This window comes from Vibrio sp. M260118 (assembly GCF_036533755.1).
Taxonomy (GTDB): Bacteria; Pseudomonadota; Gammaproteobacteria; order Enterobacterales; family Vibrionaceae; genus Vibrio.
In genome coordinates, this window is sequence record NZ_JATABG010000043.1 from 1 (window position 1) to 13,990 (window position 13,990).

Annotated in this window: 14 protein-coding genes; 4 read left to right on the forward strand and 10 right to left on the reverse strand. The window is 44.0% G+C overall.

The window, feature by feature from the left end:
• Positions 1 to 125: 125 nt before the first annotated feature.
• Positions 126 to 386, forward strand: a complete 261-nt coding sequence (gene rpsT / locus QTO00_RS04745; protein ID WP_004410238.1) for a 30S ribosomal protein S20 — start codon at positions 126 to 128, stop codon at positions 384 to 386.
• A gap of 102 nt (positions 387 to 488) precedes the next feature.
• Here rpsT and QTO00_RS04750 read toward each other — a convergent pair whose 3' ends face one another.
• Positions 489 to 782 carry an ArsR/SmtB family transcription factor gene (locus tag QTO00_RS04750; protein ID WP_331423329.1) on the reverse strand — a complete coding sequence of 98 codons (294 nt, stop codon included), beginning with the start codon at positions 780 to 782 and terminating at the stop codon, positions 489 to 491.
• Positions 783 to 910: 128 nt separating this feature from the next.
• Entirely contained in the window at positions 911 to 1,801 is an 891-nt protein-coding gene (gene nhaR, locus QTO00_RS04755; RefSeq protein WP_331423313.1) for a transcriptional activator NhaR, read from the reverse strand.
• 410 nt (positions 1,802 to 2,211) lie between these two features.
• Between nhaR and QTO00_RS04760 the strand changes: the two genes are divergently transcribed.
• Positions 2,212 to 3,357 carry a Na/Pi symporter gene (locus tag QTO00_RS04760; protein WP_331423314.1) on the forward strand — a complete coding sequence of 382 codons (1,146 nt, stop codon included), beginning with the start codon at positions 2,212 to 2,214 and terminating at the stop codon, positions 3,355 to 3,357.
• A 369-nt stretch (positions 3,358 to 3,726) separates the two neighbouring features.
• Here QTO00_RS04760 and QTO00_RS04765 read toward each other — a convergent pair whose 3' ends face one another.
• From QTO00_RS04765 to rppH, 5 genes are read right to left on the reverse strand one after another with little or no spacing between them, the layout of a single operon-like run.
• Positions 3,727 to 4,578, reverse strand: a complete 852-nt coding sequence (locus QTO00_RS04765; RefSeq protein WP_331423316.1) for a thymidylate synthase — start codon at positions 4,576 to 4,578, stop codon at positions 3,727 to 3,729.
• A 10-nt stretch (positions 4,579 to 4,588) separates the two neighbouring features.
• Entirely contained in the window at positions 4,589 to 5,398 is an 810-nt protein-coding gene (gene lgt, locus QTO00_RS04770) for a prolipoprotein diacylglyceryl transferase (RefSeq protein WP_331423318.1), read from the reverse strand.
• A 58-nt stretch (positions 5,399 to 5,456) separates the two neighbouring features.
• On the reverse strand, positions 5,457 to 6,248 hold the full coding sequence (locus QTO00_RS04775; protein ID WP_331423320.1) for a sulfite exporter TauE/SafE family protein: 792 nt from the start codon (positions 6,246 to 6,248) through the stop codon (positions 5,457 to 5,459).
• A gap of 8 nt (positions 6,249 to 6,256) precedes the next feature.
• A complete protein-coding gene (ptsP, locus tag QTO00_RS04780) occupies positions 6,257 to 8,503 on the reverse strand; it encodes a phosphoenolpyruvate--protein phosphotransferase (protein ID WP_331423321.1) in 2,247 nt (748 codons plus the stop codon).
• A gap of 2 nt (positions 8,504 to 8,505) precedes the next feature.
• Positions 8,506 to 9,024 (reverse strand): RNA pyrophosphohydrolase, encoded by a 519-nt coding sequence (gene rppH, locus QTO00_RS04785; RefSeq protein ID WP_038206395.1) that lies wholly within the window; start codon positions 9,022 to 9,024, stop codon positions 8,506 to 8,508.
• Positions 9,025 to 9,641: 617 nt separating this feature from the next.
• On the opposite strand from rppH, the gene mutH reads away from it, so the two are divergent.
• On the forward strand, positions 9,642 to 10,307 hold the full coding sequence (gene mutH / locus QTO00_RS04790; RefSeq protein ID WP_331423331.1) for a DNA mismatch repair endonuclease MutH: 666 nt from the start codon (positions 9,642 to 9,644) through the stop codon (positions 10,305 to 10,307).
• On the opposite strand, the gene QTO00_RS04795 is transcribed toward mutH, so the two are convergent.
• Positions 10,304 to 10,615: a DUF6482 family protein gene (locus QTO00_RS04795; protein ID WP_331423322.1), complete on the reverse strand. Its 312-nt coding sequence runs from the start codon at positions 10,613 to 10,615 to the stop codon at positions 10,304 to 10,306. The genes mutH and QTO00_RS04795 overlap by 4 nt on opposite strands.
• 129 nt (positions 10,616 to 10,744) lie before the next feature.
• Here QTO00_RS04795 and QTO00_RS04800 point away from each other — a divergent pair, with 129 nt between their 5' ends.
• The gene (locus QTO00_RS04800) at positions 10,745 to 11,779 is read left to right on the forward strand and encodes an NADP(H)-dependent aldo-keto reductase (RefSeq protein ID WP_331423323.1); all 1,035 of its coding nucleotides are present in this window, start codon (positions 10,745 to 10,747) and stop codon (positions 11,777 to 11,779) included.
• A 48-nt stretch (positions 11,780 to 11,827) separates the two neighbouring features.
• Here the strand turns inward: QTO00_RS04800 and QTO00_RS04805 are convergent, their stop codons facing one another.
• Both QTO00_RS04805 and vpsR read right to left on the reverse strand, forming a co-directional pair.
• The gene (locus QTO00_RS04805; protein WP_331423324.1) at positions 11,828 to 12,079 is read right to left on the reverse strand and encodes a DUF1127 domain-containing protein; all 252 of its coding nucleotides are present in this window, start codon (positions 12,077 to 12,079) and stop codon (positions 11,828 to 11,830) included.
• Between the two features lie 498 nt (positions 12,080 to 12,577).
• The gene (gene vpsR, locus QTO00_RS04810; RefSeq protein WP_331423326.1) at positions 12,578 to 13,912 is read right to left on the reverse strand and encodes a cyclic-di-GMP-binding transcriptional regulator VpsR; all 1,335 of its coding nucleotides are present in this window, start codon (positions 13,910 to 13,912) and stop codon (positions 12,578 to 12,580) included.
• Positions 13,913 to 13,990 lie beyond the last annotated feature (78 nt).

The window sequence follows — 13,990 nt, forward strand, 5'->3', positions numbered from 1 at the left end:
CCTTTCAAACCAAAATTACTTTGGCTCGATTGGTTTTTGCACAAATTATTTGACATTTAAGCGCAAATGAGGGATATTCCTCGCCCTTAAATTGTCACTGAACTAAGTTTTTGGGAGTTAGACCCTTGGCAAATAGTAAATCTGCTAAGAAGCGCGCTATCCAGGCTGAGAAACGTCGTCAGCACAACGCTAGCCGTCGCTCAATGATGCGTACTTACATGAAGAAAACTGTTGCTGCTATCGAAGCAGGCGACAAAGCTGCTGCAACTGAAGCATTCGCTACAGTTACACCAATCCTAGACCGCATGGCGACTAAAGGCCTTATTCACAAGAATAAAGCTGCACGTCATAAGTCTCGTTTCGCTGCTGCAATCAAAGCTCTTTAATAGAACTCTGATTTCCCAGTGAAAAGAAAAAACCGGCATTCGCCGGTTTTTTTATATCTGTAAAATGAATTAAAGCAACTCACCGCCATCGCTGATGACGCTCTAAGAGCAATAGAGGTTGTGCAATAGTTGGATCATTGCTTTCACCTCTTCACTACTCAAGGTGTAATAAACGGTTTGAGCTTCTTTACGAGTATTGACCAAGCCATCTCTGCGTAGCCAAGCTAAGTGTTGTGACAATGCTGACTGACTTAGCTCTAACTTACTAGATAACTCTCCAACTGATAGCTCTTGGTTGTGTAGTAGACACAAGATTTGAAGACGCCTCTCATTGGCCATCGCTTTAAGCAACACTACCGCCTGAGCAGAGTTCTTTTCCATCTCTTGCAGATCCATCGACACTTACCTCTTCCTGTACTTCAAATTAACCACGGATTTCATCGCGAATATTTTAATCAACGTGGATTATGTCAAATATTAATTGGATTGTACCAGACTATGTAATAATACAAATAGTTTAATGCCTAATTAAATAAGCTAGTGAAGTCTGCATCACAAACATTCTTTACTGCAGGGTGTTGAATCATCCGCTCAGCAAATATGACATAGTACTCTTCTTTTAGCTCATCAATACGACCAATCAATTGCAGCGGTAAATCACTTTCAACTTCAGATACATACACGGAAGGCGCAAGGAAAATGACATCGTGATGATAGCGAGCAAATGACTTCATTAGTGCCACATCATCAAACTCACCCAAGATATTTGGTTGCAATCCTTGGCGATCAAACCATTCGAGCACCTTACGCCCCATTGCCGTACGACTGCCAGGAATAAGAAGCTTGCGCTGTTCTAGCACCGCGGGAAAACTAACGTCATCAACATTACCAGAACAGAAGAAGCTCATATCACTCTCACCTAGCTTCTTACTATAAAGGCCAGGACTTTGGCTCGAGTCAACAGGACAATCTGACAAAATCATATCAAGCTTATGCTGAGCAAGTTGCTCTAACAACATTTCATGGGTCGATTCAAAGCAGCGCAAGTGAATGCTATTGTCGTCAGGAACTGTAGTAAGCAGAATCTTACTCACCAGCCTTTTCGATAGCGCATCGGCCACACCAACATCAAATAGAATATTAGAACGTTGGCTGTAGTTAACGATATCGAGCATTTCATAGCTGAGGCCAAACATCCTATCAGCGTACTTAAAGACTAGTTGACCTAGCTCGGTAGGCTCAACGCTACGCCCATTACGTTTGGTCAGTTTGCCATCCATTCGCTCCTCTAACGCTTTTATCTGACCTGTGACAGTTTGAGGAGTGAGGAATAAGGCGTCGGCAGCTTTGGTAACAGAACCCTGTTTACACACCATCCAGAAATAGTAGAGATGGTTATAATTTAAGTGTGACATATAGAGTGTCTCTTTTTATTTTCATGTTCTGGTTATAGCAAATGCGACGCATGACAACAATAATTCGATAAAACCTACCATAACGACCAAAAACAATATTTTTACCGAATTATTAATTTCTAATATGACAAAGAACTGTCATAAAGCAGCAAGCAATGTAATTTTATTTGCCATTTTTTCGATTTCAATCACATCAAAAAAACCGCCAAACGACACCGATAAACATCAATAAAAACAAACAATTAAAACACTCGTAAAATTATAAGTACAAGCGATATTAGCGGACCTAAGCAAAAAAAAATCGCTTACACAGAACTGTAATATTACTGAAATATTTCCCCTCTAACATCGCCTTCAGATTCAACAACAGACCAAAACTAAGATTTTAACGGTCCACGGAGAAAATGATTATGAACCAAGCTACTACTACAGCAGCGCCAATTTCGAGCACTACTCGTTGGTTGCGCTGGGCTAACTTGGCATTCATGTTATACCTGCTGCTTCTTGCGGTTTCTATGGTAGGTAGTGGTTTCAAATGGGCGACTGGCGACCAAGCTAAAGTTCTTTTTGAATTCGCATCTCACCCTGTAGCAGGTTTGATGATCGGTCTAGTCGCAACAGCACTTATCCAATCTTCTAGTACTGTAACCTCTATTATCGTAGGCCTTGTAGCCGGCGGTCTTCCAGTAGAAACAGCAATTCCTATGGTAATGGGTGCAAACATCGGCACAACCGTTACTAACACTCTTGTTTCTCTAGGCCACGTACGTTGTAAAGAAGAGTTTAAGCGCGCATTTGCTAGTGCAACAATCCACGACTTCTTTAACTTACTTGCGGTTGCTATCTTCCTACCTATCGAAATGATGTTCGGCATCCTTGATAAGATCTCTCACTGGTTGGTATCTCCATTCCTAGCAACTGGTGATATGAGCATTAAAGGCCTGAACTTTATCAAGCCTCTAACTAAGCCAGTTGTAAGCGCAGTGAAAGAACCACTTGCGACGTTCGGTGACCAAGTTGGCGGTATCATGTTAATCGTTCTAGGTATCGCAACCATCTTCGTTGCTATCACTGTGATGGGCAAACTAATGAAGAGTCTAATGGTTGGCCGTGCACGTGAGATTCTAAAGAACGCTATCGGTCGTGGTCCAATCCACGGTATCTTCTCTGGTTCTGTTGTAACAGTACTTGTACAGTCTTCTTCTACGACTACAAGTCTAATGGTTCCACTAGTAGGTTCAGGTGTTCTTAAAGTTCGTGACGTTTACCCGTTCACTCTAGGCGCAAACATCGGTACATGTATTACTGCACTTCTAGCTGCAACAGCCGTTTCAGGCGAGTTCGCAGTATTCGCTCTGCAAATTGCTCTCGTACACCTAGTGTTCAACATCATGGCTACAGTATTCATCTACGGTATTCCTTTCCTACGTGAACTACCAGTGAAAGGCGCAGACCTTATCTCTGACATGGCTGTGAAGAATAAATGGGTTGTCGCTGGTTATCTATTCGCAGTGTTCGTTGCACTGCCAGGCACAATCCTAGCGCTGACAGCCTAATACAAAGACCATCGCTTATTTCAAAGCCCGCAACTTAGGTTGCGGGCTTTTTGTATCTATTGTTTAAACAGAGTAAGAAAGTTTCTGCCGCAAAATATCTGTAATGCTAGCCACAACACTCATGGCTAGCCTGTGCTCTAGTAAAGAAGTAGGATTTTGCTATAGAAACGTCATTACTCTGCCAACACAAATCTGATGAAGTGACCTGTGTGGCTATTGCGACAAGTATGCGCAGAAATAGCTTAGTGCTGATTTAACGGCTAAAATCACCTCAAGCGACTTGGTAAGCAATAGCTATACAGGTTACCGCTCTCCCAATAACAAAAAAGCGCCGGATTAAACCAGCGCTTTTTACTCACTTCAGAACTCTTAAACCGAGAATGGATACTTAATTGGGTCGTGGTGCTCGTAACCCTCAATCCAAAAGTCATCTAATGTTACCCAAGTTTCCAAATCTTCTAGAGACTTAACCTCTGGGTTGATATGGAACGTCGCCGCTTTTAAAGGCTCACGTTTCAATTGCACATCACGCATCAGTTCTAACTGGTCTTCATAGATGTGCGCATTAACAATCTTATGGTATGCCTGGCCTGCTTTCTTACCAGTGATCTGGGCCATAATCGCTAGGAACACATACACTTGAACCATATTGAAGTTCAAGCCAAGAGGCACATCACACGAGCGTTGGGTGCTGTTTAAGTACAGAGTATCCCCTAGCAGTGAGAAATGGTGGTTATACATGCAAGGACGCAAGCAGCCCATGTGGAACTCACCCGGATTGTAAAAGTTTAGGATCTCACCGCGATCATCAACACCGCGTGTTAGGTCATCAACAATTTTACGCAGTTGGTCGACATGGCCACCGTCCGGCTTCGCCCAAGCACGGCCTTGAACACCATATACGCGGCCCATGTCATCTTCACCCTTACGATAAGGATTGTTAAGCCAAGCATCATTTAGGTTTGCGTTAGCATCCCATGTTTTCGTACCAAGATTGCGGAAATCTTCTGCATTGTCATAGCCTCGGATATAACCAAGTAATTCAGCTACAGCAGCTTTCCAGAAACTTTTACGCGTTGTCACTAAAGGAAATTGATTGCTAGCCACATCGTAACAAAGATCCGCATTGATAACCGTCAAGCAACGTTTACCTGTACGTTCATTTTCAACCCATTCGCCTTGGTCAACGATACGCTGACAAAGTTCTAAATACTGTTTCACTCTATTATCCTTAGTTGCTTGCGACGGTCTTACTGTTAAATTTATATGCCCAGGCGACCATTAGCGCGCCACCAATAACCATTGGTAGCGATAGAATTTGTCCCATCGAGATAAAATCACCAAATAGCCCTAAGTGCGCATCTGGTTCACGGAAGTATTCGACGATGAAGCGGAATGTACCATATCCAGCCAAAAATAACCCTGAAACAGCACCAACAGGTCGAGGTCGCTTGATAAACCAGTTGAGGATAAAGAACAACACAATACCTTCAAGAATGGCTTCATAGAGCTGCGATGGATGACGCGGTAAATAGCCGCCACTTGGGAACATTACAGCCCAAGGCACGTCTGTCACACGCCCCCAAAGCTCATCATTCATAAAGTTACCGACACGGCCCATACCTAAACCAAATGGCACCAATGGCGCGATAAAGTCAGCCACACCAAAGAAAGTACGACCGTTTTTCTTCGCATACCAGAACATGGCAGTAATCACACCAAGCAAACCACCGTGGAAAGACATTCCGCCAGTCCATACCTTAAACAAGTACAGCGGGTCAGCCAGGAATAGGTCAAAATGGTAGAACAACACGTAGCCGACACGGCCACCTATCACGACGCCTAAAAAGCCAGCGAATAGAAGGTCAGATACTTGTTCACGAGTCCAGCCGCTATTTGGCTTGTCTGCGCGACGATTGGCCAACCAAAGGGCAAAAGCGAACCCCACAAGGTACATAAGTCCATACCAGCGAATAGATAAAGGACCAATAGAGACAAGAACGGGGTCGATAGTTGGAAAGGTTAAATATCCCTGAGACATAGGAGGACTACTCTTTTAATAAAACTGACGAATTAAGGTGATTATTGATGAGAGTGCACTATAACAACATAGTTCCTGCAACGAACATTAAAAATACCGCAAATACTTTTTTCAATGTTGGAGTCGGCAGCGATGTTGCTAACTTAGCTCCAATGCGAGTAGTCAACATCGAGGTCGAAGCAATGGCGATCAACGCAGGTAAATAAACATAGCCAACACTGTAAGCGGGCAATGCTTCCACTTGATAACCATGCAGTATGAAACCAATCATTCCAGAAATCGCGATCAAGCATCCACAAACAGATGATGAACCAACGGCTTTACGCATCTCGATTCCATGACTATTGAGGAACGGAACTGACAAGGAACCACCTCCAATACCCGCTAAGCTAGATACCACACCGATACCTGTTCCATATGCTATCGTAGCAGCGCTACCCGGCATGGTTCTTTGTGATTGAGCACGAATAGAAAATAGCATTTGAATCGCAAGCAATAACACTATCACGCCAAACACTTTGGGCAAATATTGTGTCGGTATCCACTCGGCGACATTCGCGCCCAGGAAACCTCCCACAATGACACCGGGCATCAGCCACTTAACAACAAACATGTCCACGTTGCCCAGTTTGAAATGATTGACTGCTGAAGAGGCAGAGGTGGCAATAATTGATGCAAGAGAAGTGGCAAGCGCAATGTGCATGCTAATGTCTGCATCTATTCCGGCCATAGGTAATAGCAACAGTAAAGCAGGGACAACAATCAAGCCACCACCTATCCCCAACAATCCCGCCATTACCCCGACAAAAGCACCAAGCAGCAGGAGTGAAAAAAGTAACTCTATTGACACAGCAATCCCTATTTTTTGCCCGCTCGGATAAAGCCAGCAAAGCCTTTGTTCTCAAAAAAGTCCTGCATAATAGCATAAATACTTTGCCCATAAGGCTGCTTCAATGCTTTATCTGCTAGTAAACATAGCTCTTCAACTTCAGTATGTCGCAATAGGTATTTCACTTTAGCGACATTGGAGGTATTCATACTTAGGCTACGATACCCCAATCCGACGGCCAACAAGGCCCCAATAGGATCACCAGCAAGCTCACCACAAATACAAACAGGAAGGTTGAGTTTCTTACACGTTTGATGAATATGACTTAGTGCCATTATTACTGACGGGTGCATTGACTCATAAACATCAGCAACTCGGGCATTATTTCGATCTACTGCAAGTAGATACTGAGTAAGGTCGTTAGTGCCAATTGAGACGAAATCTACCTTACTGGCGATTAACGGCAGCAGATAGATCATTGATGGCACTTCTATCATCACGCCAATTTGGGGCATTGAGATTTGAGCATCGAGTTCGACAACTTCTGCATACGCTCGCTCGATAAGCTCAATGGCATCATCCAGTTCCTGAGCGCCGGACACCATTGGCAGTAAAATACTCAAATTGTCGTGCTTAGAGCTGGCACGCATCATAGCGCGGATCTGCATTAAAAAGATGTCAGGGTGGTCTAACGTAAAGCGAATTCCGCGCCAGCCTAAAAAGGGGTTATCTTCTTCGATGGGTAGATAGGGTAGCGCTTTATCACCACCTACATCGAGAGTGCGCATAACCACACGTTTGTTTGGATAACTGCCCAAAACAGCTTGGTACTGTTGAGTCTGCTCTTCTTCAGAAGGGAATCTATGTTGCAGCAAAAAAGAGATTTCTGTGCGATATAGACCAACGCCGTCAACACCTTGGTTAATGGCAATATTGGTATCGGCGCTCAAACCCGCATTGAGCATAACCTCAATGCGTTGACCATCTTTAGTAAATGCGGGTTCTTCAATGCGCTGATTGACCATATTGGCCAGTTCACGCTCTTCATTGGCAAGCTGTCGGTAGGCACGCAGCACCTGACGGTTTGGTGAAACCAAAATCTTACCGCTATAACCGTCGACGATACCTCGCTTGCCATTGATAGCCTTAAGATTAAGCGTCACTCCCATCACGGCGGGAATACCTAAAGCGCGTGACAAAATAGCCGCATGTGAATTAGCTGCCCCTTCAAGAGAAATAACAGCCAGTAGCTTCTCTTTGGGAATCGATGCTAATAACGTCGCGGTGAGCTCGCGAACCACAAGGATGACCGGCTTATCAATGATTTGTTTTTCTTGCTCAGTATTGTGTAAAAAGAACAGTAATCGCTGGCCTAACTCTCGAATGTCTTGCGCCCGTTCACGTAGGTAAACATCCGACATGCGAGCAAAGCGATTGGAATAAGATTCAACCACTTGGCGCAAGGCCCAATCAGCTCGGTCACCTTGTTGTATCTGAGCCTTAAGATCCTTACGCAACATAGGATCGTTGAGCAAGTGAGTAAAGAGGTCAAATATCGCTAACGCGTCTTTGTTGATCTCACTATCGAGCTTTTTACGCATGCGGCGGAAATCACTCAGCGCCTCTTCAATCGCTAGCAATAGCCACTCTTGCTCACGTTCAATATCGAGAGTGGAGGCCGGATAAACATTGCTAAGATCAGGTTGGGTGTCATCCCACCAAAATTCACCAATAGCGACACCAGAAGAAGCTGGTACACCTTTAATAGCTTGCTGCTTTTTCTCTAGTCGCCAATGACCCTGAGTCTGCGCATGGGCAATAATGACCGCCAACTGCGCTGCAAGTGTGACGAGGAAAGACTCTTCCATCTCATCAAATTGACGCGGCGTCTTTTGTTGGACAACAAGTACACCCAATACTTGCTTACGGTGGATGATCGGGGTTCCAAGGAAACTTTGGTAAACTTCTTCACCAAGTTCGGAGAAATACTTAAAGTTAGGATGTTTAGATGCTTCCGCTAGGTTAAGCGGCTCAGCGCTGCGCTTAACGAGACCAACCAAGCCTTCATTAAAGCCAATGTGGATTTTATCGCCTTTAAAGCGCAAGCCCTGAGTTGCCATTAACTCAAGGCGTTGCATCTCTTCATTAGCTAGATAGACAGTACAACATTCAGTGCTCATTGCACTACATGTCTGTTTTACCAAGATGTCTAAGGCTTGATGAACCTCTTCGACCTTAGAAACGTGTTCAACTATTTCCCTTAGTTGAGAAAGCATGCCTATCCTCTTCGGTGCTTACGTTTGCCTTTTACTTTGCGTTGTTTAAATGGCATCGCCATTGATGCAAACTCCTTCATTGCACGACGGTAAACGTCACGCTTGAAAGAAACCACTTGTCTGACGGGATACCAATAACTTACCCAACGCCAACCATCAAACTCAGGGGAACTGCCACGCATCATATCGATTCGTGATTCATCACAATCGAGTCGCAGCAGAAACCATTTCTGTTTCTGACCGATACAAACAGGTTTAGAATCCCAACGCACAAGCCGCTTGGGTAACTTATATCTTAACCAATGACGACTTGTCGCAACGATCTTTACGTCTTTCTTAGTAAGACCTACCTCTTCATACAACTCCCTAAACATTGCCTGCTCAGGGGTTTCACCTTCATCAATTCCCCCTTGAGGAAACTGCCAAGAGTGTTGTCCGTATCGTTTAGCCCAGAAGACCTGACCATGGCTGTTACAGATTACAATTCCCACATTTAAGCGGTAACCATCGCCATCTATCACTGGCCAACCTCTAATAAATTCTTAATTACAGTGATTTTTCCACATATCCCCAGTCGGAGCAAACTTACTAGTGTGACTAAGGCGGAAATTATTAACCTCCCACGCTTTATTGAATAACTTTTAGCCAAACTTAAGGTTACTCACACACCAATGAGACATAGACCACATTTATTCACCTTTTCTGTGTATAACTGTGTGAAAAATAAATGCGAAACTGATCAAGTCGCTCATTTATGAAACTATTTTTAACACTACCCGATACCACCAAACAAAAACAAACCAATAAAAACAGAACCTTAAATCAAATTGGCAACACTAAATACTCACTGAGCTATTCAAATTTCTTTACCAACACAGATCGGTTAAAGATCAATCAGCCCTTATCTTATCCACACACGACAAAGCCATTTCGAGTATAAGCCTAAAAATTCAAGTTTTTTTTGCCGCTAAAAGCCTGTTAATTCATACATATGTATAAAAATTTATTATTTTTCTTACACAAGCTGTGGATAACCAACAAACGATGATCTTTTATCCATAACGATCATTCACTCTACAGTCGTAATTCTTACTTAATTCGTTACAATGTGCTGATGTTCCATTCTTCTACATTGGTCATGAAGCCCGAGCCTACTTCAGAACAAGAACTACTTGAGCGAGCCAAAAGCATCGCAGGTGTTAATTTTTCAGATCTTGCCCAAGAAGCTAACATTGATGTTCCGCCAGATCTTCGTCGCGATAAGGGCTGGGTAGGACAACTTTTAGAATGGCATCTGGGCGCTACAGCAGGAAGTAAGCCAACCCAAGACTTTGAAAAACTAGGCATCGAGCTAAAAACCATTCCGATTAGCTACTCAGGTAAGCCATTGGAAACCACCTTTGTCTGTGTTGCTCCATTGATCGGTGTCCATGGTCTAACATGGGATACAAGCCATGTACGCAATAAACTCTCACGTGTGCTGTGGATTCCCGTCGAAGGCGAAAGAGAGATCCCACTTGCAGAACGGTGCATAGGCTCTCCTCTCATTTGGTCCCCAAGTGAACAAGAAGAGCAGCAACTGAAAGCCGACTGGGAAGAGTTGATGGAAATGATCGTGTTAGGTCAAGTTGAGCAAATTAACGCTCGCCATGGTGAGTATTTGCAACTTCGCCCTAAAGCAGCCAACAGCCGAGTGCTGACCGAAGCGTATGGAGCAAGTGGTAAGCCGATAAAAACGCTGCCAAGAGGGTTCTATTTAAGAACCCAATTCACAGCGCGTATTCTTGAAAACAACTACGTTTAATGGGTAGTGAGTGACATCTCTACGTCATAATAGAGCGGCCCATCGCCCGCCCCACACTCATCGTAGGCGTTATGCAAACGTAGGTAAGCTCTTTCCACACCAAGTCGTACAAGTTCCTCTTTCACCAACTCAAGCGAATCAAAGTGCATCGGCTCGTCATCAATTTTGACCGGCTCTACTTTGTGTTTATATTCGACGGCTAAAAGATATTGGGATAGGTCTGCACAGCCAATCACAAACACCTTGGGTGGTTGGTAACTATCTTTATGCTGACCATGAATCCATTTATCTAACTGACTTTTTTGCATAGTGCACCTCCATAAATCAGTATTAGCCAAGTTTAAAAAATTTGCGAATTTGTCGTCATTGGCTCTTTTCTAATCATACTCAGTTCCCCTATAGTGGGATCACATCCCCCGTAACGACAAGGAAGATCGATGCAATACAACAAGTTACCCCACTCCACTTTGGAAGTGAGTAAGATCTGTCTTGGCACCATGACCTATGGTGAGCAAAATAGTGAGCAAGAAGCTTTCAGCCAGCTCGATTACGCCCTTGAGCGTGGAGTGAACTTTATTGATACCGCGGAAATGTACCCGGTTCCACCTAAAGCCAAAACTCAAGGCCTGACCGAGCAGTACATTGGCAACTGGTTGGCTAAATCAGGTAAACGAGAGAAAGTCGTTCTAGCAACCAAAGTGGCAGGGCCGAGAAATGTCCCGCATATTCGTGACAACATGAGCTTAGATCGAAGAAACATTCATCTGGCGATTGATGATAGCTTGAAACGCTTGCAAACAGACTATGTGGATCTTTATCAACTGCACTGGCCGCAGAGACAAACCAACTGCTTTGGTCAGCTCAACTACCCATATCCAAGCGCGCAAGAAGAGGTTACTCTGATTGAGACTCTGGAAGCGCTGGCGGAACTGATAAAAGCGGGTAAGGTGCGCTATATCGGTGTTTCAAATGAAACGCCTTGGGGTGTAATGACTCTTCTTAGGCTAGCTGAGAAACATGAGCTCCCTCGAATCGTCTCGATTCAAAACCCATATAACCTGCTCAATCGCAGTTTTGAGGTCGGTTTGTCTGAAATTAGTCACTATGAGGGTGTACAACTGCTCGCCTATTCGCCCCTCGCCTTTGGCTGCTTGAGCGGCAAGTATCTTAATGGGGCGCGTCCACAAGGGGCTCGATGTTCATTGTTTGAACGCTTTGTTCGCTACTTTACTCCACAAGGAGAGCAGGCAACGCAAGCTTATGTCGATTTAGCTCGCCAACATGGGTTAGATCCAGCACAGATGGCATTGGCCTTTGTTAACCAGAGGCCGTTTGTCGCATCCAATATAATTGGTGCGACAAACTTGGAACAGCTTAAATCAAATATTGATAGTTTAGATGTCGTGCTAAGTGATGAATTGCTTCAAGGGATTCAAGAAATTGGGACGACTTACTCCAATCCTTGTCCATAATCTTTCATTGCAGAAATAGTGGGGCAGGTGAAGCGCCTGCCCCCTGTTTTACGTTGTTATTCGAGCACTTAATACACGACGAAGATGACGAACTCGACGTTCGGCTTTGACGCTATCTGGCTCAGTAAATCCTACCGGACGACCATCTTGTTCAAGTCCAATATCTCGCAACAAGTGCGCATTGTCCCAAGGAATATCGAAGGCGCTGCGGCGTAGTTTACGTTTCCATTGACGCTCTTCTCGACGAAGATCCGCTTTTACTAGTAAGGTGGCTAGTGTTAGGTATACAGAATGACTCATGAGTTTTCTCCAGTTGAGTTAGAAGCTGGGAAAAGATCAACGAATCGATAGATCAAAGGTGTTTTAATTCGCTGCTTTTCCGCAGCCAATTAAAAAAAGGATACGGATTAATTACATGGTTTTATCTAGTTTTCGATCAGCAATAAAAGAGTTGCGTTTAATAGCGTCCACCGCTGGGGTGGCTTGATCGACTGAGGCACAAACAAATGATTTAACGGTGAAATGTTTCATTGTGCGCCTCCTAGCTTATGTAATAATCCAAATTTGTTTGATGGGTTTGAGCCTTAGCTCATGGTTAAATTCTATGCATCACAGATTACATTTCAACCACTTTGTTGCATAAAGTTTCAAAACAAGTTTTTAACCTAAAATTCACCCGAGTTAGCTTTTTTGCATAAGATATTCAACTAGAGAATATATAAGCAACCATAGATAATAGCGCCAATAAAAAAGCCGAGCTACTTTTAGCTCGGCTCAATTTATTTACAAATCAATCAACTACACTGGAACGTCAGAGATCAGATTGTGTTTGTTTAACAAACGATACATTGTTGCACGTGAAACACCCAACTCTTTTGCTGCCATTGATACTTGACCTGAATGAGATTCCAACACAAGCAGTAGAGCGTCTCTTTCGCTTCTCTCTCGAATACTCTTCAAACTTCGGCGGCTATCGCTTCGTTTTGGCAAATCAAGATCCGACTCATCCAACATAACGGTGTCTGACATCAATACGATACGTTTGATCTGATTCATCAATTCACGAACATTACCTGGCCAATGATAGCGAGTCAGAGCACGTGAAGCCTCTTCAGTAAAACTGCGCGCTTGAGCGTTGTACTCTTTGGAGTACTCCTGCAAGAAATGGCGCGCAAGCAAAGAGATATCCCCCGCTCGCTCTTTCAGGCTTGGTACGTTGATACGCAGTACGTTGATATAGTGGTAGAGCTCCTCATTGAAGTCACCATCAATCAACGCCTTTTCAATATCAGCAGAGTTCGCCGCTAACACACGAACGTCCACCTCTTTACGGCCAGACTCAGTGTCTACCATACCCTCTTGAAGGAAACGCAATAAATTAAACTGCTGGGGTTTAGGCAAAGTAAGGATGTCGTTAAGGAGAATCGTGCCACCATCCGCTTTTTCGAGAATAGACGCAGCGCTAGGATCCTCTCGATTGATACCGAATAGATCACTTTCGATACGACGCTCAGACATGGCTCGACAGTTCACTGAAATGAACTCTTTGTTCGCTCGAGCGGATGTACGGTGCACCGCCTTTGCTACAGTCTCTTTACCTGTACCACTTTCACCGTAAATCAAGATGCTCACATCCGTTGGACCAATACGTTTGATCTGATCACGAAGTCGCTTTACAGGAATTGAATCACCAATTAGCCCCATGTCACTCTGATTGCCATAATGCGGCCACACTTTCTTCTCGAGCTTAAGCATACCAAGTTGGTGACCAATGGTGCTGAGCAGCTGTGCATCTGGAATTGGCGCAGTAAAGAAGTCGATACAGAAGTTAACAATAAATTGGCAGATCGTATCTGAACTCAGTTGAGACTCGCGAATAAAAGCCAACCAGCGTACCTGTTTATGCTTACTTACCAAGTTAGCAATGCCATTGAGGCTAAATTCATCATGGCTTAAGTCAACGATGCCGATACAAGGCCCAGTTTCCGTAAACAGTGCGTCGGCTTTACGTAAGTCACCACACTGGGTACATCTCCACCCCACCTGCTCTAAAACTGACAACCACGGCTCATAGGTTCCTCCCACTACAACCAACGATCCTGGAACGGAATCCATCCGGAATTGACTACCCATGAAGCTAGTTCCTTCTTATTGATAAAACGAATAGTGTGCATGTAAACACACATAAAAATGTATATGGTTACATTATAG

Excerpts from the sequence above, each read along its gene's own strand:
- ptsP (WP_331423321.1), bottom strand. The coding sequence starts at position 8,503 with ATGCTTTCTCAACTAAGGGAAATAGTTGAACACGTTTCTAAGGTCGAA.
- QTO00_RS04795 (WP_331423322.1), bottom strand. The coding sequence starts at position 10,615 with ATGCAAAAAAGTCAGTTAGATAAATGGATTCATGGTCAGCATAAAGAT.
- QTO00_RS04800 (WP_331423323.1), top strand. The coding sequence starts at position 10,745 with ATGCAATACAACAAGTTACCCCACTCCACTTTGGAAGTGAGTAAGATC.
- mutH (WP_331423331.1), top strand. The coding sequence starts at position 9,642 with ATGAAGCCCGAGCCTACTTCAGAACAAGAACTACTTGAGCGAGCCAAA.
- lgt (WP_331423318.1), bottom strand. The coding sequence starts at position 5,398 with ATGTCTCAGGGATATTTAACCTTTCCAACTATCGACCCCGTTCTTGTC.
- vpsR (WP_331423326.1), bottom strand. The coding sequence starts at position 13,912 with ATGGGTAGTCAATTCCGGATGGATTCCGTTCCAGGATCGTTGGTTGTA.
- QTO00_RS04750 (WP_331423329.1), bottom strand. The coding sequence starts at position 782 with ATGGATCTGCAAGAGATGGAAAAGAACTCTGCTCAGGCGGTAGTGTTG.
- nhaR (WP_331423313.1), bottom strand. The coding sequence starts at position 1,801 with ATGTCACACTTAAATTATAACCATCTCTACTATTTCTGGATGGTGTGT.
- QTO00_RS04760 (WP_331423314.1), top strand. The coding sequence starts at position 2,212 with ATGAACCAAGCTACTACTACAGCAGCGCCAATTTCGAGCACTACTCGT.
- QTO00_RS04805 (WP_331423324.1), bottom strand. The coding sequence starts at position 12,079 with ATGAGTCATTCTGTATACCTAACACTAGCCACCTTACTAGTAAAAGCG.